This window comes from Brevibacillus reuszeri, assembly GCF_001187725.1.
Classification (GTDB): domain Bacteria; phylum Bacillota; class Bacilli; order Brevibacillales; family Brevibacillaceae; genus Brevibacillus; species Brevibacillus reuszeri.
Window position 1 is genome coordinate 314,545 of sequence record NZ_LGIQ01000009.1, and the last position, 21,399, is coordinate 335,943.

The 21,399-nt window shown below is 45.4% G+C and carries 19 protein-coding genes and 2 pseudogenes; 9 read left to right on the forward strand and 12 right to left on the reverse strand.

Annotation, left to right across the window (positions count from 1 at the left end):
- Nucleotides 1-130: 130 nt before the first annotated feature.
- The 6 genes from ADS79_RS16075 (at nucleotide 131) to ADS79_RS36135 (ending at nucleotide 4,813) form a co-directional block, all read left to right on the forward strand.
- Nucleotides 131-1,018, forward strand: a complete 888-nt coding sequence (locus tag ADS79_RS16075) for a hypothetical protein (protein ID WP_049739440.1) — start codon at nucleotides 131-133, stop codon at nucleotides 1,016-1,018.
- Nucleotides 1,019-1,070: 52 nt separating this feature from the next.
- Nucleotides 1,071-1,730, forward strand: coding sequence for a glycosyltransferase family 2 protein (locus ADS79_RS16080; protein WP_236700000.1), 660 nt, complete (start codon nucleotides 1,071-1,073; stop codon nucleotides 1,728-1,730).
- A 129-nt stretch (nucleotides 1,731-1,859) separates the two neighbouring features.
- Nucleotides 1,860-2,567 carry a purine-nucleoside phosphorylase gene (gene deoD / locus ADS79_RS16085; protein ID WP_049739441.1) on the forward strand — a complete coding sequence of 236 codons (708 nt, stop codon included), beginning with the start codon at nucleotides 1,860-1,862 and terminating at the stop codon, nucleotides 2,565-2,567.
- A gap of 72 nt (nucleotides 2,568-2,639) precedes the next feature.
- Complete coding sequence (locus ADS79_RS16090) at nucleotides 2,640-3,332, forward strand: DUF4241 domain-containing protein (protein ID WP_049739442.1); 693 nt, start codon at nucleotides 2,640-2,642, stop codon at nucleotides 3,330-3,332.
- Between the two features lie 847 nt (nucleotides 3,333-4,179).
- A complete protein-coding gene (locus ADS79_RS16095; RefSeq protein ID WP_049739443.1) occupies nucleotides 4,180-4,689 on the forward strand; it encodes a site-specific integrase in 510 nt (169 codons plus the stop codon).
- Nucleotides 4,577-4,813, forward strand: coding sequence for a tyrosine-type recombinase/integrase (locus ADS79_RS36135; RefSeq protein WP_236700001.1), 237 nt, complete (start codon nucleotides 4,577-4,579; stop codon nucleotides 4,811-4,813). Before ADS79_RS16095 ends, ADS79_RS36135 begins: the two co-directional genes overlap by 113 nt.
- A gap of 599 nt (nucleotides 4,814-5,412) precedes the next feature.
- Here the strand turns inward: ADS79_RS36135 and ADS79_RS16100 are convergent.
- The 10 genes from ADS79_RS16100 to ADS79_RS16145 form a co-directional block, all read right to left on the reverse strand.
- The gene (locus tag ADS79_RS16100) at nucleotides 5,413-6,132 is read right to left on the reverse strand and encodes a hypothetical protein (protein WP_049739444.1); all 720 of its coding nucleotides are present in this window, start codon (nucleotides 6,130-6,132) and stop codon (nucleotides 5,413-5,415) included.
- A 2-nt stretch (nucleotides 6,133-6,134) separates the two neighbouring features.
- Nucleotides 6,135-6,845, reverse strand: a complete 711-nt coding sequence (locus ADS79_RS16105; protein WP_141261114.1) for a hypothetical protein — start codon at nucleotides 6,843-6,845, stop codon at nucleotides 6,135-6,137.
- 301 nt (nucleotides 6,846-7,146) lie between these two features.
- Nucleotides 7,147-9,279 (reverse strand): CocE/NonD family hydrolase, encoded by a 2,133-nt coding sequence (locus ADS79_RS16110; RefSeq protein WP_049739445.1) that lies wholly within the window; start codon nucleotides 9,277-9,279, stop codon nucleotides 7,147-7,149.
- Nucleotides 9,276-10,247: an ABC transporter ATP-binding protein gene (locus tag ADS79_RS16115; protein ID WP_049739446.1), complete on the reverse strand. Its 972-nt coding sequence runs from the start codon at nucleotides 10,245-10,247 to the stop codon at nucleotides 9,276-9,278. Before ADS79_RS16115 ends, ADS79_RS16110 begins: the two co-directional genes overlap by 4 nt.
- On the reverse strand, nucleotides 10,240-11,238 hold the full coding sequence (locus tag ADS79_RS16120) for an ABC transporter ATP-binding protein (RefSeq protein WP_049739447.1): 999 nt from the start codon (nucleotides 11,236-11,238) through the stop codon (nucleotides 10,240-10,242). Before ADS79_RS16120 ends, ADS79_RS16115 begins: the two co-directional genes overlap by 8 nt.
- A gap of 9 nt (nucleotides 11,239-11,247) precedes the next feature.
- Complete coding sequence (locus ADS79_RS16125) at nucleotides 11,248-12,153, reverse strand: ABC transporter permease (RefSeq protein ID WP_201783409.1); 906 nt, start codon at nucleotides 12,151-12,153, stop codon at nucleotides 11,248-11,250.
- Entirely contained in the window at nucleotides 12,140-13,111 is a 972-nt protein-coding gene (locus tag ADS79_RS16130) for an ABC transporter permease (protein ID WP_049739448.1), read from the reverse strand. Before ADS79_RS16130 ends, ADS79_RS16125 begins: the two co-directional genes overlap by 14 nt.
- 85 nt (nucleotides 13,112-13,196) lie before the next feature.
- Nucleotides 13,197-14,720, reverse strand: a complete 1,524-nt coding sequence (locus ADS79_RS16135; protein ID WP_049739449.1) for an ABC transporter substrate-binding protein — start codon at nucleotides 14,718-14,720, stop codon at nucleotides 13,197-13,199.
- Nucleotides 14,721-14,762: 42 nt separating this feature from the next.
- On the reverse strand, nucleotides 14,763-15,920 hold the full coding sequence (locus tag ADS79_RS16140; RefSeq protein WP_049739450.1) for a dipeptidase: 1,158 nt from the start codon (nucleotides 15,918-15,920) through the stop codon (nucleotides 14,763-14,765).
- 30 nt (nucleotides 15,921-15,950) lie between these two features.
- Entirely contained in the window at nucleotides 15,951-16,922 is a 972-nt protein-coding gene (locus tag ADS79_RS16145) for an ornithine cyclodeaminase family protein (RefSeq protein ID WP_049739451.1), read from the reverse strand.
- A gap of 156 nt (nucleotides 16,923-17,078) precedes the next feature.
- Here ADS79_RS16145 and ADS79_RS16150 point away from each other — a divergent pair, with 156 nt between their 5' ends.
- Both ADS79_RS16150 and ADS79_RS36140 read left to right on the forward strand, forming a co-directional pair.
- Entirely contained in the window at nucleotides 17,079-18,407 is a 1,329-nt protein-coding gene (locus ADS79_RS16150; RefSeq protein WP_049739452.1) for a helix-turn-helix domain-containing protein, read from the forward strand.
- A gap of 110 nt (nucleotides 18,408-18,517) precedes the next feature.
- Nucleotides 18,518-18,680, forward strand: a pseudogene (locus tag ADS79_RS36140) (Crp/Fnr family transcriptional regulator); the annotation flags it as partial.
- 150 nt (nucleotides 18,681-18,830) lie between these two features.
- Here ADS79_RS36140 and ADS79_RS34430 read toward each other — a convergent pair.
- Together ADS79_RS34430 and ADS79_RS16155 are read right to left on the reverse strand one after the other, a co-directional pair.
- A pseudogene (locus ADS79_RS34430) lies at nucleotides 18,831-19,223 on the reverse strand (NADPH-dependent F420 reductase); the annotation flags it as partial.
- A gap of 12 nt (nucleotides 19,224-19,235) precedes the next feature.
- On the reverse strand, nucleotides 19,236-20,180 hold the full coding sequence (locus tag ADS79_RS16155) for an alpha/beta fold hydrolase (RefSeq protein ID WP_049739453.1): 945 nt from the start codon (nucleotides 20,178-20,180) through the stop codon (nucleotides 19,236-19,238).
- Nucleotides 20,181-20,278: 98 nt separating this feature from the next.
- Between ADS79_RS16155 and ADS79_RS16160 the strand changes: the two genes are divergently transcribed.
- The gene (locus ADS79_RS16160; RefSeq protein WP_049739454.1) at nucleotides 20,279-21,190 is read left to right on the forward strand and encodes a helix-turn-helix transcriptional regulator; all 912 of its coding nucleotides are present in this window, start codon (nucleotides 20,279-20,281) and stop codon (nucleotides 21,188-21,190) included.
- Nucleotides 21,191-21,399: the final 209 nt, after the last annotated feature.

Consider the following 21,399-nt stretch of genomic DNA (forward strand, 5'->3'; position numbering starts at 1 on the left):
CACATCTGAAGTCCCCGCTCATGCCAATCGTTTTCGCTCCATGGAAGGATGGGTATAGATGCCGTGTCCGATTGTCTTTTCACTGCGTAATGTAAGGGTATAACATATTTTTTCGAGAGGGAGGGATGAGATGGACAGCTTAGACAAGGCTCTTCCAGAAGTGTCTGTCATCATCCCGGCAGGTGACGAATCCTCTTCGATCATACAGACGATACAAATGGCACGAAAACTAACGTCTGCCCTCGAAGTAATCGTTGTATGTCCTGGACAGAAAACGTACACGACTCAAAAAGCGTGGATGCTCGGGGCACGAGTAGTCCATTCGCATTCAGTTATTACTTATGATGAAGGCAGATCACTTGGTGCCATGCATGCCAAGGGCAAAACTCTTCTCTTTTTAGATGAGCGAGTAAGAGCCACGTCTGTACTGTTAACCAGAATCATAGATGCAACCAACAAGGGCTGGGACGTTGTTCTTACCGCGTACACACCCGCATCGTCAAAAAGTAAACCTTCGTCACAACGAATGGCTGCTCGTTTTCTTAACTGTATTAGTGGGAAAACAGAGTTGGGCGCAGCTTCGTTGTGCTTTGTGCCATATGCGTTGAAACAACGTGCGATCGAGAGGCTGGGGCATCAATTGCTTCGCACGCCACCACTCGCTCTCGCTTTTGCAGGTAAAGCAGGGCTTAATATCACGTCCATTCCGTCAAAAACGCCTTTGAAATGGAACAAGGAAGCAGATCACACCATGCGCAAGCAGACACAGGTAATCCTGCAGGAGCATGCCGAAGCAATCCGATTTCTTCTCCAAGAAAAGGGACAGCGTGCTGGTTTGCCGGATGGAGATCGATTCAGAATTTTACTGCAGGCTCCAGGCTTGCTTCACTTGCGCTCGGTTTTCTATCAGGAACCCAGTGAAAGGGAGGGGAATGGATGGGGTGCCAAACGAAAAGCGAAGTGCTCGCCCCACAAAAAAGCGGGGAGCAGAGCGCATAAAAAATTCCGAAAAAAGTGAAAATCAATGTAAATTAAGCGTCATTATCGGGGGATCTCACTGCGAGAAGACCGTGAAAAAAATACTAAAGCAAGTCGAAAAGCTATGCCCAAAGGAAATCATCGTGGTGATAAATGGAAGTCAAGATAGCTCAATTGATGTTGTGTTATCCTATTCCACGTACTCTCTCAAGGTATTTTTTTATCCGTTTGCACTTGGAGAGGATGTATGGCGCTCTATCGGTGCTCGTGAAGCTGCTGGCGATGTATGGCTGTTTCTGGACGCTAATACTGTTATCCGAGCGGAGGAGCTACAGCCATTTGCCAAGGCTTGCTATAAAGGCGTAGATATCGCTCTGCAACGTTCACAGAATAAGACGACAACAGAGGTGCAAACTACAGGGACGGTCATGCTGGCCAGAAACTTTTTAAACCATTTGCTTGCACAAGGCGACTTAGGGACGTCGTCCATGTGCGATGTACCCTTTGCCATTACTAGTCAGGCAGCTGCTCAAATCGGATTCCAGCATTTACTCATTCCTCCCTTGGCACAGGCAGTGGCCATTGAAAAAGGCCTTCGATTAGAACGCTCTCACCGGATCAAGGAGACCGTTTCCAGCGAAAAAGAGAGACTGCTTGATGGCAAAAAAGCTTGGCGGGAATTGACGTCACTTGGGGATCATCTGGAGGCCATTCACTATATTCATGAGCGAAATAACGAGGAACTCATATAAAAAAAGAAACAAAATCTGCCGATGCCACAGACGACGTGCATCGGCTTTGCAACTTTCATTTTGCAATGTTCGGTTTTTGTAGTACGATAACGTGGTAGGTAATTTTTTGAAAGTAAAGGAGCAATAAACATGAGTATTCATATTGGAGCAAAGGAAGGCCAAATTGCTGAAACGATCCTGTTACCGGGCGATCCGCTACGGGCGAAATACATTGCAGAAACATTCCTAGAGGGAGCAGAATGCTATAACAATGTGCGTGGCATGCTGGGCTTCACGGGTACATACAAAGGAAAACGCGTCTCTGTACAAGGAACTGGTATGGGAGTGCCATCTATCTCCATTTACGTAAACGAGCTGATGGAATCCTATGGTGTACAAAACCTGATCCGTGTAGGAACATGTGGGGCGATTCAAGAGGATATCAAGGTTCGTGATGTCATTATCGCCATGAGTGCGTCATCAGACTCCCAAGTGAACCGTTTGCTGTTTAATCAGATCGATTTTGCGCCTACTGCCAACTTCGACTTGCTGCACAAAGCGTACCAGGTAGCTACTGAGCGCAATATGTCTGTAAAAGTAGGAAACATTTTTACGAGCGACAGCTTCTATCGTGAAAACTTCGACTTGTACAAGAAACTGGCTTCCTACCAAGTGCTTGCTGTCGAAATGGAATCTTCTGCTCTGTACACACTCGCTGCCAAGTACAAGCGTAATGCGTTGTCCATTCTCACAGTCAGCGACCACATTTTGACAGGCGAAGAAACCTCCTCTGAAGAGCGTCAGACGACTTTCAATGAGATGATCGAGGTAGCTCTCGAGGCAGCTTTGAACAAGTAAAAATGGATAAACTGATATCCCGCTGGCACACAACGTCAGTGGGGTGTTTTTACGTTTGAGGAGGATGAATATATGAATGCTACGTATCCAAAGCTATTTGAAACAGCATTTGAAGAAGGAACGACTTTTGAACAAGATCATTACGAATATCGCTTGTACTGCCAGGACCTGGGGAAGCTGAAAGTAAAAACAGGAAAGATTGTTGCGAACGATCCATTCGTACTGTTTGAAACAGAGCCGTTTCAGGTGTCGTTTCCTAAAGGTGAGTTTCCCGTTCAGCTGTCCATTGCCAAAGTAGCGGCTAAAGCTGGCTCCACTGGAGAAGAAGAGGCTGGGGAGGCTGACGAGCGTGTAGCTTTTGCACAAATTGTTTTCGCCAACAAGCCGGTTGCTTCCTGGGAGATGGCGGTTTGGGAAAACTCTGATATGTCCCAATTAGGTCCAAACGAATTTTTCGGGTACGGAGTAGATTCCGGAACCGGTTCCTTTATGGATGCAAGTGCATGCGAGCTATTTGAGAAAGCGTCAGAGAAAGACGATACGTATATGGATAAGCTGTCAAAAGAGATGGACCATACGTATAAGCATACGCGTTGTTGGCTGGTAAAAGAAGTCGGTGAGGGGAACGTAATGATGTTTTCGACCGGTTGGGGTGACGGCAGCTACGCGAGCTACATCGGCTATGATGCAAATGGTGAAATTGTTCGCTTGCTAACAGATTTTTACCTGTATAACTGGATGGAGCTTGAAGTAGATAGCGAATAGGTGAACAAGCATTGGAGAAGTAGGTAGATGAGAATCGAAGCTTTTCCTTGAGGATAATGAAAGTCCCATACACGACGAAGCAGAGTGCCGCCCTTTGGCACTCTTTTCGTTTTTATTTTTTCTTGGTTCGTTCCAGGTACGATGCCAGGTTATTTAAGGTGTCCTCGTAAGATCTCTTCTTAGGAGTGGAAGGGGGAGTTTTCGATTTAGTTTTTACTTTGGTCACGGTGGTGGCCTCCGGTCATTTTTAGTTATAGCGATCTTAATTATACTATAATTTAAAATACATTATTTGTAAATAGTNTATTATGGGTATAATTTTGGCGTGGAATGTCGTTTTTGAGACTTAGTGTTCTTTTGTGAGGTCAAATGGCTATGGTTACGCGGATGCGTTGATCGATAGATTCATACGGATACAAAATGATGATTCGCATGTGTGCGTAAAGTTAGTAGATGAAAACCAGGAATGCATATTCGTTTTATTTTGTTGGATACACAAGCTGCAGTTTTTTATATCTAGATTCGGAGAAATCTTTTGATAATGGATGTACAGACTAACTGATTGCCATCGATCTTTGAATAAATGTGACGGAATGCAGGAAATAGGTGGCCACTCTTCTGGTCATTTCTCTATTTCACTTTGAGTCCGATAATATATATTATGTAAACTTATAAAAAGATCAAGTGGGACAATAACTAAAGGTCTTGGTTCCGATGATCTACATTATCAGGAATCTATATGGTAAAGGTTCCTGATAATCATCAGGTGCATCCGGATAAGTTTCATGGACGGTCCAAAACCAATGGTTGCGTCCGTATAATGGATTTTTTAGGAGGACGATTGCATTTGCAGGTAAAACAAGCGATGGATGAATTTTTGTTTTATATGGAGGTTGAACGCAATGTATCCCCAAATACGATGCGCAGCTATGCTTATGATTTACATGTATTTGAGACGTTTCTAGCCAGGGTCCATGGCACATCAACGTTAGAACAAATTCGTAATTCAACAGTTCGGAGATTCGTTCAAGACCAAGTGATTGAGCATCAGACGCATCCAAGAACACTACAAAGACGCATTTCTTGCTTGAAATCCTTTAGTCGATTTTGTGCAAAGGAAAATTGGATATCGACCGATTTTATGATAGGTATTCAAGCGCCGAAAACAGACAAAGAAGTGCCGGTTTACATGAAGTTAATCGAATTACAGATGCTATTCTTCCGAGCCTGTTTTTACAAATTATTTGGATCAACCAATAAATCCTCGCGGGTTACATCGGATCTTCAAGGAAGTCCTTCAACATGCAGGTTTACCCCTTGCCACGCTGCTTTTACGCTCCAAGGAAGGCCCTTTTAAGGTAGATATACGTACGTTACAGGAGCTTCTTGGCCATGAAAGTTTAGCGACGACGTCTATTTACACCCATATTGATTTGGAACAAAAGAAACAAGCCATCGAGACCTTACGATTCGATTGTTAAAATATTTAAACCGCCCCTCTAAACGGTGTCACCTGCTTAGAGGGGCGGTTATGCGTTTTATCTTTCAGTTCATGAAATGTAGATTTCATGAACTGAAAATATATACTTATCCTGTACCTTTATTTTTGTATGCCATCTGACTATTAATTATTATGCGTAGCTTTTATTTAGATTTAATATATGTATTTTTTTCATTTGTGGACACTTTACTTCTCTTCTGTATTTTTGTTCCCTTTACCTATTTCTTGCACTTTATGGATTTCAGTTCGTTTCTTGAATAACTCCTCTTCAATTCGTTTTTGATTAACTGTAAATAATAGCCCTCACTAGCTTCTTGAAAGATAAGCCATAGGCCATTATCATCATTTCCCCATTTATGCCCACAAGTGCACTCAATATATGTGCATTTTTCTATTAACTCCTAGTGACCACATGCTTTACACCAGTTATTGAAGCTTTACATGTTCTACATCTTCAGCCAAGACTCCCAAAAATTAAACCATCTATTATTAATGAGCCGTTCCTATCCATAACAATACAATCACTCTCGCTTTGATAGTTCATGGGTGCGCCTCCTTAGACGTTATACCTAAATAAAGCTATCTTGGAATCTCGATATCGCCCTTATTTAATATCATCACATATTCCAAGTCAACATTACCATTTGAATACCAAGTTCCATTTATGGAACCCTCTGGGAAAAGCTCATTATTCTTCTGATCATATGGAATCCAACCAAAAAACATATCTCGGTCGGGAGATTGTTTTGCTGAATCTACTTTTATATATGCATTCATGAACGTTACCCAATCGTCGGGCAGTTGCATCAATCCATAAGATTTATCTTGAACGGAGACTCTCTTCTCCAATTGTACTCTTGGAGAGTAATGCTCTATCCCTTTTGTGATATGATATCCTCTGTCTTTAATTAAATAAAAATGAATAGAACTTAGTTGATCCTTTGGGTCAATATTCCATATGAAATAAAACGATGAAGGATCGTTTATATTAGGCTTCCATAGCATTGGTTGCCCCTTTGTATTAACCGAGGCAACCTTCCATTTATGATTTTTCCATGCCCAATAGCTAAGACCGTAGTCTTTTTTCTTAGAAATAAAAGGAACTAATACATGCCGCTCGTCAATAGGAATCGTGTCTTGAATGATATTTGCGCTCACCTCTGGAAAGATACTATTCATCTCTTCAACCAATTGTTCATTTGTTGGAAAAGAAGTAGGCTTCGAAAAATAGAACCAGTATACAAAAATTGATAGGAATATAATAAAAAAAATAACAGACCATAACTTTTTCTTCATCATTTTTATTCTCCCTCTATTAGCGAATCTTTGGAGCGAAAATAAAGTTGCTTTTTCGGTGTTGATAATAAAATTCCTTTACCATCGTCTTCAATATAAATCAATGTATGAAGACCACTCCCCCATTTTGATGAAGTTCCAATAATTTGATATGGAAACCGTTCGTTTCTTTTATTCGATTCAGAATTGATATAGGACTCTCTGTACCATTGATCACTATTTATTACTTCCTGTCTCATTGTATCGAGTTGCTTTAGAAAGCTATCTTTATTTAGTGACCTGTCTTTAGCTGATGGGTGAATATTTAGAATGGAAGCATTCTCAACATTTGAGATATAGACTGATAGTTCGTCTTTAGGGTATATCACATGCTGGACTGGTATTGTTATTAAAGTTGATGCAAAGAAAATAAAATTCGCCCCAAAGCCTAACCAAGCAAATGATCGACAAGTCTGCCACCTTTCTTTTTTGCCTTTAAAAACAAAATACAAGATCCATACACCAAGAGGTAAAATTGGCAACTTAAATATCCTATCAAACATATTCCAATTAATTGAAAAGGAAAAAAGACCGACAAGTATTATTAATGGAATCTTCCATACTTTCGGTTTTTCAATTTGTTTATGATAAATTCTATAGGCAAAATAAACTATAACAAGCCATCCTAAAATTACAGTTAATATTTCTATGACATTGTAATTCGTATTTATTTCCATCCCGATCCTCCTCTCTCGCTTTGTAATCATTTCAAATAGAACTGCCAAATACTGCCCAGCTTAACGAGTAACGAATTCCGTTAGGAAACACTAAACCTCTGATTCTTCTTTATTTTACCATTAATTACATTTTTATCCTATACTATTGAAATTATCTATTCCGCTATTACCCGTTAGAGTAGTGACTCAAGTTTCCCCGCTTTTCGGATGAATAAAATCGACACTACTTACAGTATGACTAGGCAAGTAAAAACCCTCTTTCCTTAAAGAAAGAGGGCCTTCATCGTTTTTAACCATCTACTCAAATTCCATACAGAATCGGAAGCTTCACATGAGAAGGATACTCTGCCCCATGGTAAATGGTGTTTACCGCCACGACAGAAGAAGGGTCCTCGTACGGATCGATGCCCGTATTGGTGTTGGGGAAAAACTCGTAATAGTTGCTGGATGTGATATCGATTCTAATTTTGTGTCCTTTTTTGAAGACATAACCGTTAAAGTACATCTCCATTTCGTATTTTTCTACTTTTCCAGGTTCCAGAAGCCCCGGCTTGTCAAAGCCCTTCCGAAACTCTGCTCGGATAACATTATCCGATATTTTTCTGGCGATCCCTTTCTCATCCACATCGGATACGCGAACGATAAAGTCCGTATCCACTGAGCTGGAGGAGGCGTAAAACTCTGCGTACACATTCCCCGCCATCGCGACGTCGGTGGAGAGTGCTTCCGTATCATAGACCAGGCAATCGCTTCTCAGCTGGATATGATTGCAGTGGTAGGGCATCACATGGCCACGATCACCGATTGGCTGCTCCGGATCGTAGATATACGTGTCAAATCCAGTTTCCTCCTCTGGCTGCAAAGCGATCCTGCCATCTCCAAATAGGGAATTCGCATGGCCATTGCTTGCGAGGTAGAGGTTAACCAGCTTGCTTTCGCGAGGATTCCAGTCCTCCGATTCCCGCCACTGATTTTCTCCGACTACGTAATACATGGCGCGCGGCTTTTGATCCTCTCCGTTTTGAATCCCTTTCAGATAGCGGTCAAACCAGCGGATAATTCTCGTGTCGAAGTCGTAGTCCACAGCATTGTCGCCAAATTCCAGATCGTCGCAGTCCCGAAAAGCGTTCAGGTTGTGTGGCCATGGCCCCAAGATGATTCGTCTGCCGGGAACATCTTGTTTCGTCAGGAACCTCCAAGTCTCCTGAACTCCCAAAGCGTCTCCATCATACCAGCCTGACATGATCAGCATGGGAATTTTGATCTTATCGCTGTGCGCGGTATTGTCGGAATGCCGCCAGAAGTCATCGTAATGATAATGCTCTCGCCACAAATCCCAAGGCCCAGACTTTTTCCCGATGATTTTTTCTGGGATTTCCGTGATCGGTCTATGTCGTACGGCTTCCTCAACATTGATCGTCTCACCGGAAAAAACGCCAAAGTCAGTTCGGTTGCTTACAGACTGGCCTAGTGTCCAGCAAAGCAACGGCCACGAGCAGATGGTTCCTCCTCGTCTTGCCGTATCTGTAAAGGGGGAGCCTACGTTTACTTCACTGATGGCTGTTTTCAGATGAGGATTCCCGCTGGTGGCTGCTGCAGTTGTGGTATAACCAAGGTAGCTTGCTCCCCACATCCCGATATTGCCATCGCACCATTCTTGCTCTGCGATCCAATTGAACAGATCGTCGGCATCCTCTCTTTCATTCTGGAAAGGTTTTAGGACGCCATCGGAGTCCGAACGTCCGCGCACATCCTGAATGACAAACGCATAGCCTCTTGCGGTCCAGTGCCAGCAGCGCAGGATGTCCCTTGGCTTTCCATAGCAGGTTCTGACTACAATGGCAGGAACCTTTTCGCCTGGTTTCAATCCCTCAGGCAAAAACACCTCGGTTGCTAGATTTACCCCGTCTCTTGTTGGTACAAACGTATTCCCCAAATGGTTGATGCCATACTCTACCTTCGAAAGCAGCGGGTCGTCATATTTTACAAGGGGAGTCAGCTTTTCATAGCCCGGTACGACTGCGATCTCAGAGGATACGCGTCCTGGATTGGAAAAGGCAACAATTTTCCCATCCACCGTTACGATATCGAGAACACCTGTGGATTTCCGTTGCGCCCAGAGCTGAGAGGTGACCTCGTTGCCGTCAATCACTCCCGTCGTGGTCAGGTATCTGCTGTAAACACGCCCATCTGCGAGCGTCACCCTGTCCCCTTCCCACTTGCAAGCGGCATAAGTGGCAAGCTTGCTATGTAATAGTGGATAGTCGATCAGGGTGTTTTTCTTGTTCTTGTCAAAAGGTTCCCTTTTTAGCTGAGCTCTCGTTCTTCTGTCCACATCGCAAAGCTCTACGAAGGATTCCTTGAAGGTGATGTTTCCGTTATAAACGCCCGAAAAATAGATATCAAATCTTCTGTCCAGTAAGTAATGGTTCATGGTCTCATCTCCTTTAGTTCGTGGACTCGAAAGCATCGAACCGTGTGGCCGCCACCCAGATTCGTGATTTCTGGCGTTGCGCTTCGGCATTCGTCTGTGGCATGGCTGCATCTCGCGGCAAATCGGCATTCATTTTTAGGATTGATCGGGGACGTGATTTCCCCCTGCAACAAGATTCTATCTTTCTTCTTTTTCAGATTGGGTACAGGGATCGCGGAGAGCAATGCCTTGGTATAAGGGTGTCTGGGATTGGCGAAAAGCTCTTTTACCGGCGCTTTTTCTACCATCTGTCCTAGGTACATGACCATGATTTCTTCCGTAAAATGCTTGACGACAGACAGGTCATGCGTGATGAACATATATGTATATCCGAACTGCAGCTGCAGTCTTTTCAGCAAATTGAGAATCTGCGCCTGAATAGATACGTCCAACGCAGATACCGGCTCATCACATACAATAAACTCCGGGCTGAGTGCAAGTGCTCTGGCAATCCCTATCCGCTGCCTCCTTCCTCCATCGAGTTCGTGTGGGTAGGAGTTCACAAACCGTTCGGACAGACCAACGAGCTCCATCAATTCATACACCCTGTTTTCCTCCTCGACCTTGTCCCGATAAACTCGGTGTATATCCAAAGGCTCCACAATGGAATGAAAGACCGTTTTTCTTGGATTGAGGGAGGAAAAGGGGTCTTGAAAAATGATTTGAATCTTTTTCCGATATTCCGCCATCCCTTTGTGGCTTAGCTTGGTGACATCCGTGCCATCGAACAAAATTTCGCCTTCTGTCGGTTCGAGCAACATGGTCATCAATCTGCCGGTTGTGCTTTTCCCGCAGCCACTTTCCCCTACTACGCCAATGGTTTTTCCCTTCGCAATCGAAAAATCCAGGCCGTCCACCGCATGCAGATTTCCGGCAGGTGTCTGAAAATACTTCTTCAAGTTTTTGACTTCAATGTAGGAGCTAGTCATATTTTCTCACCTCTTTCACCGAGAGCTTCCCCTCATGAACAAAGCACTTCGTAAAATGTCCTGGGCTGTATTCCCGAAAGAAAGGGTCCTCTACACTGCAAAGGTGCTGGGCATATTTACATCTGGGGTGAAACTTGCAGCCCTTGGGCAAATCGGACGGGTCAGGAACGAGCCCTTCGATGGGGGAAAGGAATTCTACTTCTTTATCAATATCCGGGATGGAACCAAAAAGCCCATTGGTATACGGATGAAGCGGATTTTCAAAAATATCCTCCAGCGAGCCACTCTCTACGATCTCGCCCGCATACATGATGGCTACTCGATCACAAATCTCGGATACGACACCGAGGTCATGGGTGATCAGAATCATGGAAGTTTTGGACCTTGTTTTTAAATCCTTCATCAATTCGAGCACCTGCGCCTGAATGGTAACGTCCAGAGCTGTTGTGGGTTCATCAGCGATCAATAGTCTCGGGTTACAGGCGAGAGCGATAGCGATCACGACTCGTTGCTTCATCCCTCCGGAAAATTGATGCGGATACTCATAAGCTCTTTCAGCCGGGATACGTACCAGCTCCAGCATCTCGATTGCCTTTTGCTCCGCTTCCTTCTCTCCCAGCTGCTGATGGTTGGCAATGACCTCAGCGATCTGCTCGACAACGGTGAACACCGGGTTCAAGGACGTCATGGGATCTTGAAAAATCATCGAGATCTCCTTGCCGCGAAGCTTGCGGACCGCCTCTTCCCCCAGCTTCAATAAATCGGTGTCATCCAGCATGATGCTTCCACCTTCGATTTTTCCTGGCGGGCAGTCTACCAGCCCCATGATACCGAGCGCTGTCGTCGTTTTCCCTGCTCCGGTTTCACCGACAATTCCAAGTGTCTCTCCTTCCCGAACAGACAGGCTCACTTTGTTTACCGCCTCTACCACGCCATCATCCGTATGGAATTTAATTGTAAGGTCCTTAATATCGAGTAATGTCTTTTGCATACATGCCTCCTACCTTTTCATGCGAGGGTCCAGCGCATCCCGTAGCCCATCTCCCACCAGCGTCAGTGAAACGACCGTAAACACCAGGGCAATTCCCGGAAATGCTGTGACGTGCCAAACATCTCGGATATGCTCTCTGCCGCTGGATAGCATCGCACCCCACTCTGGATCGGGAGGCTGTACGCCAAGACCGATAAAGCTCAGGCCGCTAATCGCCAAAATTAACCCCGCTATCTCCATGACGAACTGAGAGATCAAAGGGCTAATGGCATTTGGTAAAATATGCATGACAATGATCCGGAAATCGCTTGCGCCTTGTGCTCGGATGGCTTCAATGAACTCCTGCCCTTTGATATACAAGACCTGCGCCCTCACCATACGTGAAACGGAAGGCACGCTTCCCACCGCCAATGCAATGATCAAATTAGTGAGAGTAGGCTTCATGACACTGACCAGCGTGATCATCAGCAGTAGGCTGGGAATCGCCATGAACACGTCGAGCGAACGCATGATGATCCCGTCGGTTTTTCCGCCATAGTACCCTGATAATGCTCCTAGTGTACAGCCAATGAGGCTGCTCAACAGCATCGCGAAAATGCCAATACTGATCGAGATTCTGCCCCCCCAAAGAATCCGGGCTAGAACATCCCTGCCCAATTCATCCGCACCAAGGAGCTTGCCCTCAGCCGGGAACTTCAAAGTCTGGGACAGATTCGGTTTGACTACATCGTTGTCATAATCCAAATATAGAGGAGAGGTATACACGACGAGCAGTATGGTGGCGAGCATAATCATCCCCACGACGGCTGACTTGTTTTTCCGCAGTCGCAACCAAGCGTCGGCCCATAAGCTTCTTTTTTTCAAATGCCTTTGCTTTTGCTTTGCAGACGGCAGGATCGTATTAATTTGAGCCACTTCCCGCCACCTCTTTTCGTAGAGTCCTTCGCTTTGCGTACATGGATCTGATTCTAGGGTCTACGTAGGAGTAAGCCAGGTCTGTCAGAAGATTGGCAACTGCGATGATGACAGACGTGATAATCACTCCCGCCATGATGGTCGGTATATCCTTTTGCCTCAAGGCATCGATCATCATTTTTCCCATTCCGTTAATGCCAAACAGCATTTCCATAATGACGGAGCCGCCGAAGCATCCCCCTACAGCCATCCCCACGGAGGTAATCGTCGGAAGTAGAGCATTTTTCAATGCATGCTTTCGGATGACCACGCTTTCCTTCAATCCCTTCGCGCGTGCCGTGCGGATGTAATCTTGGCGGATGACGTCTAGCATGGAGGCTCGGGTGATCCTGGAATTTACCGCCCAGCCGGCAATCGAGGAACAAATAATCGGCATGATCATTGCCGACGGTTTATCAAAGCCGTTTGCCGGAAGCCATCCGAGCCTCACAGAAAATAGGATAATCATCAAAATACCGATCCAAAAACCCGGCATCGCCGCAAAAAACAGGCTGACAACCCTCATGATGTTGTCAAAATGGGAGTTTTGTTTCACGGCCAATGCAATACCAAGGGGAATGGCGACGATCAGAATGGTAAGTAGCGAACCAAAGGAAAGAATGAGCGTCGGAGGGAGTCGTACCCCGATCATTTCGATGACACTCTGTTTGGTAGAATAGGAAGTCCCGAAATCCCCTACGAGGACATTCTTCATGTAATGAAAGTATTGTACGGGTATCGGATCATTCAATCCGAGCTGCTCTCTCATCATCGATAATTCCTCTTCTTTGGCGTTGAGTCCGAGAATCATTTTGGCAGGGTCCCCGGGACTGAGGGAGAGAAGCAGAAAAACAATAACAGATACCCCGATTACAATCGGTATCATCTGTAGCAATCGTTTTAGAATATATCTACTCACGCTTTGGCCCCCTCTCTGTTGGAATCAGGAAAAATTCGGACAAGGGAGGCCAAACGAATGCTTTGCCTCCCAGCTCCTATGAAACTTATTTCATTTTTGCCTTCCGAAAGGAGACCAGTCCGCTTGTGAGGATTTCCGCACCCTCCAGGTTTTTGTTCATCGCGTAATAGCTCATTTTGGTAGCAGTTGGAATCATCGGTATGTCCTGAGCCGCTATATCCTGGATTTCCTTTGCTGCTTCTTTTAGCTCGGCCTCGGAAGTTGCTTTCTTCGCGACCAGGTACAGCTCCTCGATCCTTGGATTGGTATAGAAGGTAATATTCATCTGGCCAAAGCTTCCTGACCAGTAGCTTTCCAGTGAGCTCAATGTATTTCCGGTCGTATCGCTCCATCCACCTACGAGAAGCTGGTATTCCTTGTTCGCCATTTTCTCCAGGAATACGCCAAACTCCAGATTCTGAATATCCATTTCTACGCCGATCGTTTTCAGCTCCGCCTGGAATGCCTCCAGCTCCGGATCGTTTCCTTGATAGGTCCATGCTGTGAATTTCAATGGTTTGCCTGCACCAAAGCCCTCTTTCTCCAGAAGCTCTTTCGCTTTTTGCAGGTCATACTTTGGAAGATTCGAAGAAGAGTAGTAGGTGCTGAACATTTTGGGTACCATGCTGTCAATAATCGTTTTTCCAGGAGTGATAGAGCTGATCCCCTCATTGTTGTAGGCATACGCCATCGCTCTTCTGATATTTACATTGTCAAAGGGGGCTGCTGTCGTGTTCATAGCGACAAAGCCGGTGAAGGTGCTCGGCCCTTCAAAGTAGGCGAGCTTATCATTACTTTTCGCCCTGTCCTGGTCTCGAGCGGCGATCCCAGCAAAATCTGCATCCCCTGTCTCCACGGCGATGTATTTGGCAGATGCTTCTTCAATTGCCTTGAATGTGATCGTTTCAATGCTGGCCTTTTCAAACGGGTAGTCTGCCCAAGACTTCAAGACCACCTTGCTGCCCGGAACATACTCGGCTACCTTGTAAGGGCCTGTACCAATCGGCGCGTTGGCGTACTTATCGCCAGCTTCTTGCACGTATTTCTTGCTGACAATGACGACATCGCCAAAGTGTCTAATGGCGCCGCTATTCGGCTCAGTCAGCTTGACGGTTACTTTGTTTCCGGAGCCCTCCACGCTTTTGATCATGCTCATGAAGGACGCTTTTTTCGGTACCTTGGCAAGTCTCTCCACAGAGTAAACGACATCATCAATGGTCATCGGATCGCCATTGTGAAATTTGTAGCCCTCGCCAATCGTAAACTCAATAGTTGTGCTATCTGGCTGGCTCCACTGGGTTGCCACGCCTGGGAGGATGTTAAACTCATTGTCAAACTTGATGAAGGTGTCATAGACGTGGTACATGATTGTGGAAGTGTCTAAGGAATTCGCTTCTGCAGGGTCCAAGTTGTTACCGATTTTGGTAAGCACGACGGAAATATCCGATTTGGGTGCAGCCGTAGAAATGGCCTCTTTCGTGCTCCCTTGTGAAGCGCTCTGTGAGCAGGCACTGACCATGGAAATCATCACGATGGCGATGATCATGACGAGTGAGAGTCTTCTTTTCATTGCCTTATCCCCCATTATCTAAAATTGATTGGTTTCGAAAGCCTAGACCCATACCTCTTTGAAGACTCTCATCCAGTTGCCGCCAATGATTTTGATGATTTCTTCATCCTTGTAGCCTCTCGCCATCAGTCCTCTCGTGATGTTGAGGAAGGAACGGTAGTCTGTAAGCCCTTTGACGACTTCTGTAGAAGGACCGTCACCAGGCGCAAAGCCCATACTTGGTGCTAACAGCTTTTTAAAAGCGATCGCCATCCATTTTGTCTGGGGCATCGGCCAGTCCGTTCCGATTCCCACATGGTCTACACCTGCAAGCTTTACCACATAATCAATATGATCGAGGAAATGCTCAATTGTTGTATTCTCCGGATCCTCTGCGATAAACCATGGCATCGCAAAAATACCCACTACTCCATTCGTCCGAGCAATGGCAAGGATCTCCTCATCGGATTTAGCCCGCGCATGGAAATACAGATTCTCAGCCGCTGTATGGGAGGCAATGACAGGCTTCGTTGAATATTTGCAAGCATCGAGCGTGGTTTGCTTGCCGCAATGTCCGGTATCCACCACAATGCCAAGCTCGTTGAGTTTCGCCACAAACTTTTTCCCAAACGTAGATAAGCCCGCATTGTTTTCCTCCATACATCCTGCCCCGACGAAATTATGATTGTTGTATGTCAACTGGACGACTCTGAGTCCAAAATGATACATCTGCTCCAGCAGCTTCAAGTCTTTCTCAAAGCCCAGTGTTTCCTGGCAGGTAACGATGCCTGCCTTAAGCTGATGCTGATGCGCATACTCAATATCGGCTGCACGCTTGACTTTGAGCAACCATGGCTTTTTATCAAATTCCTCCTGCAAGTTGATGGCTGAAGAGTAAAGCGATGTTTTATCCGAGACGTTAAGCTGTCTATTTCCAGCTGTCAGCCCGCTCTCATACCAGCATTCCTTATACAAGTCCTGAAGCTTGCCGTCGATGTACCATCTTCTTATTGCATTGCTTGCAAATTGGACCCTTTCAATCACGCTGTCAGGATGGCTTTCCATGGCCAAGCTTTCTGTCTCCTGCTCGATTTCCTCCCCCAATGAGTACGTGCCGATCGGACCTTGAAAAAGCATATCGATCACGATGTTTCCGTAGTGAATCTCTCTAGCTCTCTTCTCCTGTTCTTCGGTCAGTCCAAACCCATAGAACCGTTCCATACTTTCTTCGACCTCCCTCGTTTTCCAGAACTATCGCGACTTCTCGCGTTGTTCCACCTGATTGATCACAAAATCAGCTGCGGCTAAATCCTCAACGGCCAGACCGAGTGCTTCAAATACCGTAATCTCCTCAGGATCTTGTCTGCCAGAGATTCTTCCCACGAGGATATCCCCGATCTCCCCCATGATGTGCTGCTCATCAATGGCTCCCTCCCTCAAGGGAATGAGATAGTCCCCCGCTTCATGGATCGCTGATTCCATGCGATCGGTATACAGCTTGCAGACTTTAATAAGCTCCGTATCCAGCTCCCTGCAATCAGGGGTGCAGGAACCTACTGCGTTAATATGCGTTCCTTTTTTTACATGACTCCCAAAAAGCACGGGCTCCTTCGCAGCGGTTACCGTACAAATGATATCTGCATGCTTCACCGCTTCCTCCGAGGTGGAACAAGGCACGATTGAGATGTCGAACTTTTCGCTCATTTCTTTCGAGAACTTTACAGCGGACTCCAACCTTCGATCCCATGCATAGACCTGTTCAATATCTCGTACCTGTAGGATTGCCTCTACGTGCATCCTTGCTTGCACTCCCGTTCCGAGTATGGCCAGCGAATTTGCGTCCTTTCGAGAGAGGATATCTGTCGCTACGGCACTTACAGCGGCAGTCCGAATGGCCGTAACTGTCTCCCCTTCCACAATCGCTTTTAACGAGCCAGTTTCCGCTTCAAAAACGATAACGACTCCTTGGTGGGAAGGCAATCCCTTGTATGAGTTGTCTGGCGCGATCGTAATAACCTTCGTTCCGACAATGTTTTTCGCTAATAAGGCAGAAGGCATGACCCCCAGAACATTTCTTCCTTCTAGCTTCATGGCAGTTCTGAGTACCTGGATTGCTTCCCCTCTCGACAAAGCCGACAAAGTCTCACGCATCAGCTGAATGCAGGTTTGCATGTCCAGAATTTTATTAACCTGTTCGCCCGAAATAAATATCAAAAAACTCACACTCACCTTCTGTTGAATCTAGGGAAAGCATCAACGCTTTTGACTGTTTGTTGTTCGCAAGCTAGCTAGATTATATTTCGATTTGCTGTGACCGTATATTGACTTTAAATTGTCTGTATATAAATATAATTCTAAATACTAACGGGAGGATTCGGCATGAACTTCAAGCTGGCTGTCATCGGACATGCTTCGTCTGTGGAAGAAATCGAGGAGATCGTTAAGCACAAGTTTACCAACATGGATGTGTTTAAAATTGAATGTAATCATGATGAAGAAGTAGAACACGCTGTATCCGAATTAAAAAAAATCATCAATCAGTGCAACGGCATTCTGTACACGAGAAAGGAGCCCTACAAGCTGCTCTCTAGCAGAATCGAACACAACGTAACCGTACGCTATGCCGATATCGACACGTCAAACTTTATCCATAGCCTTTTGCGTGCATCCCATCATTTCGGAGTGGATATCACGCGAGTCAGCGTCGACACGCTCGACTATGCTTCCATTATCCGTGCCTATAAATCACTGGGAATCCCATTGGAAAGCATCAGCCCGCAGATCGTACCCATCGATACCAACTCCAGCCAGTTTGTTCAAAGAGCACAGAGTGAGCATATTAAAAATGTGCAAAGCGGTTTAAGTGAGGTCTGCACAACAAATATCCGTCAGGTAAGCGAATACCTCACAGATCATAACATCCCCTGCGTATTAATTGCCCCCAGTGCAGAAACCTACATCTACGAAATACGCCGGATCCTTCTCAGCCACAATCAGCGAAAGCTCAACGAAAATAATATTGCCTGTGTCAGTATCTCGGTTAGCCCTCGTGACAACTTTTATGTCTTCCATCATACGGTGCTACAAGAGGTACTGGATCTAAACAAAATTGCGGAAGCCATTGCGATCTTTGCCCAAAAGGTAGATGCGGCTTTGATTACCGTCAGCCAAGTTGAATTTATCCTGATGTGCAACAGCTCCAATTTGGAAATCACGACAGAAAACTTTGCACGAATCGATATTCTGACCAGCGTCTACACCAACACGGCGCATGTACTCAGCATAGGAATCGGATACGGGGATACCACTAAGATCGCGAAGGCAAACGCAGTCGTCGGTATGCATCAAGCTAAATTGGAGGGGGGAAACAGAGCGTATGTCGTATACAGTCCTGATGATATGCTGGGTCCTATCGAGCCAAATGAGACAAACAGTCGAAAGCCAAACATTTTTGACACGCAGCTGGAACAGATAGCCGAAACCTCGGGACTCAGTGTCAACACCGTATTCAAAATTGATTGTTTGGTGAAACAAAAAAACAAGCGAAATTTCACTTCCATAGAGCTTGCGAAAGAGATTGGGGTGAGTGTCAGAACCGCGAACCGAATTATCGTCAAGCTGGAGCAGTGCGGCTATATCGTGGAGGTCAGCAGGCATGTCATTAGTGAAAGAGGTCGCCCCACCCGTGTAGTGAAAGTACTGTTTTAACATGATACATCATTCGAATGAACCCCCGTCGCCTATATCGCCATTTCTGAACGCGACACGGCATGCTTAACTATCAAACGTATCATTTTCGCAAGCACGAGGTGAACCTAATCTTTTTGCACAAAGTAGAGAAGCTCTTTCTCCGAGAGGAATCAGGTCTGCTCTACCATCTCAACAGCGGGATGTTAAAAATCAATCGCGTGCATAGTTGGTCAACATCATCGTTCCAGGAATCATCCCCACCACTCTCTCATCAGTCGAAACTCTTATTACTGATCAGAGGGAAAATAGTTTTAGACTGACCAACTAAAAGAAAAAGCGGAGGTTTAAGACCTTGACAAGAAAAGTCTTAGACTGCCGCTGTTGTTATTAAACTAATGTACTCGTTAGTTCAACGTCAATTACCTTGATTAGGTTTCTAACTTATGAATCGAATACTTCCCTATTTGCTTTAACAACATTTTGAATGGAAAATCCACCATCTGAAGCTACCAGCTTTTCCATCACCTTGTCACGTAGAAATGGCTCTTTTTCTTTATTCGCTTTAGTTAAGGCTATTTCTAGTTCCTCTTTTGTAAGTTCGGTGCAGTACGCCGGAGTTCCTGATTGTTGTCTCCACGAATCGCTTAAAGAACCGCTATCTACGGCATCGAAGCCTAGTTCGTTTGCTACACTCATGATGATTTGTTTATGGGATAGGTCATTGCCAGCGACCGCTATAGCAATGCGTCCATCCGTCCCTTCAGGAGTCCCATGATGCTCTAGCGTATAGGCTAAGAAATTGTTGAATGCTTTAATGATTGGTCTTCTTAAATGACGCTCTTGGGACTAGATGGAATTCTGCTGTTCCAGCCATCTCAAAATCGCTTGATTTGATTCCTCCGGCTTTTCTTCCTGGATCCAATGACCGCAATCCAGATTGACCACTTCCACATTGGGCACGAACTTTGTCAGGTTTTCAGACTTTGCAACCATATCCCGATCGCCGTAGATCATGAGGGTCGGCTGCTGGATGATTGGGTTCACCTCCGCCAATATGTGCCAGTTGCGGTCAAGGTTCCTGTACCAATTTATGCTGCCCGAGAACCCTGATGTTTCAAAAGCGGAGACGTAAACGGCCAGCTCGCTTTCGCTCAATACGGGCTCACCGAGCGGTGTTTCCGCGTTGGCGAGATTGATCAACGCCATACCTGGCTCAGGTGCTCTGAGAGGCTCGTTCTTCCGGTACAGGTTACGAAGGAACCTGTACGTATTGTCTTCGAATACGGCGTCCGCGACGCCTGGCTGTCGATTGAAGTGGACGAAATAGAAATTGCCGCCAAGTATTTCTTCCATGAACTCGATCCAGGGTTTTTCTCCGCGCTCTTGGTAAGGCAAGCTCAGATTTATCACTTTATTGACGCGGTTTGGATGCAACAAGGTCAGTCCCCAAACGACGAATGCACCCCAGTCATGACCGACAAAGGTAGCGTCTTCGTATCCGTAGTGATCGAGAAGGGCGACGAGATCACCCGACAAGTGTTCAATGTCATAGTCTGTTACTTCGGTCGGACGGGATGAGTTGCCGTAACCCCGCTGGTTGGGGACGATGACATGGTAGCCCGCTGCAGCAAGTGCGTCCATCTGATGGCGCCAAGAAAAGGCATGCTCTGGCCAGCCGTGGCAGAGTACAATAGGTTTTCCTGCGTTTTCTCGGCCTGCTTCAAACACTTCGAGTTCCACACCGTTGACTGAAATAAGGGTGGGTTTAGGAAAATTGGTTGAATTAAACATTGAATTAATACCTCCTTCTTGTGATACATGTAGTATAATGGATAAACGGTGACATCATATTGTCACCGTTCTGAAATCATGTAAAAAAGAGGGCAATTATGGACAAAGTGGAGAGACTCATTTCAATTATCATGATATTGCTGAAAAAAGAGGTTGTTGCGGCAACGGAATTCTCACAACTATTCAATGTCTCCAAAAGAACGATCCTTCGCGATATGGAAACATTGGGCTTATGTAACATCCCCATCTACTCTGTCATGGGGGTCAAAGGCGGCTTCGGCATAATGGATGAATACAAGGTGGATAAACGCCTATTAAGCAGCTCCGATTTACAGAATATATTAACTGCGCTGGGTGGATTGGAACAAATTCTCCTTACCGAAGAAGTTGAAAGAACGATACAAAAAATAGAGGCAATGGTTAGTCCATTGTCTCTTAATCGTTCCATTCAACTGTCGTTTTATGATTGGGAAGGTCGGTCCGAAATTCTTGAAACCGTAAAGACATGTCAAGAATCCATAACAAAGAAAAGGCTGGTTTCGTTTAATTATACAGATAAAGACGGGGCTGTAACGGATAGAATGGTTGAGCCCTATGAGCTGCATTTCAGCGAATCGAGTTGGTACTTGAAAGGATTCTGTTTACATCGACAGGGATCTCGAACATTCAAGTTATCCCGGATCGATCATATTTCTATGAATGAACGCGCGTTTCATCCAAGAGACGATTGGTCTGAGCAAGGACACGAAGCAAGTTATCTACCGCAATTCGTCACCATTAAGGCATGGATATCGCCTAGCATAAAAGATCAAATCATCGAAAGGTATGGTCGAAAAAGTATTGAAGACCATGGTCCTGGACTTTTATTAGCAACCATATATGTCCCTCAAAATTATATGGGATTTCAACTTTTAGCAAGCTTCGGCACTCATCTAAAAGTTGTAGAGCCCAAAACCTACGTTGATGACTTTCGAAATTATTTATCTCAAATGATGGATAACTATTCCTGATCAAGGTCTCGTCTCGGCCTATATGACCGATTTCACATGAGTTGGGGCTTTACGCGCTTCTTCATAGATTTAGCATCGAAGCTTCAACCTTCAACTCAACTTTTCGCCGCTACCTATAGTAAGGTTCAACGCGAATAATCTTCAACTATCCTGCCCTTTCGTATTATGAGGTCAGCCAGTTTTTACTGGTTGACCATTTTTTATTTGGT

Bases quoted from the DNA above. Each gene is read 5' to 3' on its own strand.
- ADS79_RS16075 (WP_049739440.1), top strand. From the start codon at position 131: ATGGACAGCTTAGACAAGGCTCTTCCAGAAGTGTCTGTCATCATCCCG.
- deoD (WP_049739441.1), top strand. From the start codon at position 1,860: ATGAGTATTCATATTGGAGCAAAGGAAGGCCAAATTGCTGAAACGATC.
- ADS79_RS16090 (WP_049739442.1), top strand. From the start codon at position 2,640: ATGAATGCTACGTATCCAAAGCTATTTGAAACAGCATTTGAAGAAGGA.
- ADS79_RS16100 (WP_049739444.1), bottom strand. From the start codon at position 6,132: ATGATGAAGAAAAAGTTATGGTCTGTTATTTTTTTTATTATATTCCTA.
- ADS79_RS16105 (WP_141261114.1), bottom strand. From the start codon at position 6,845: ATGGAAATAAATACGAATTACAATGTCATAGAAATATTAACTGTAATT.
- ADS79_RS16110 (WP_049739445.1), bottom strand. From the start codon at position 9,279: ATGAACCATTACTTACTGGACAGAAGATTTGATATCTATTTTTCGGGC.
- ADS79_RS16115 (WP_049739446.1), bottom strand. From the start codon at position 10,247: ATGACTAGCTCCTACATTGAAGTCAAAAACTTGAAGAAGTATTTTCAG.
- ADS79_RS16120 (WP_049739447.1), bottom strand. From the start codon at position 11,238: ATGCAAAAGACATTACTCGATATTAAGGACCTTACAATTAAATTCCAT.
- ADS79_RS16135 (WP_049739449.1), bottom strand. From the start codon at position 14,720: ATGAAAAGAAGACTCTCACTCGTCATGATCATCGCCATCGTGATGATT.
- ADS79_RS16140 (WP_049739450.1), bottom strand. From the start codon at position 15,920: ATGGAACGGTTCTATGGGTTTGGACTGACCGAAGAACAGGAGAAGAGA.
- ADS79_RS16150 (WP_049739452.1), top strand. From the start codon at position 17,079: ATGAACTTCAAGCTGGCTGTCATCGGACATGCTTCGTCTGTGGAAGAA.
- ADS79_RS16155 (WP_049739453.1), bottom strand. From the start codon at position 20,180: ATGTTTAATTCAACCAATTTTCCTAAACCCACCCTTATTTCAGTCAAC.
- ADS79_RS16160 (WP_049739454.1), top strand. From the start codon at position 20,279: ATGGACAAAGTGGAGAGACTCATTTCAATTATCATGATATTGCTGAAA.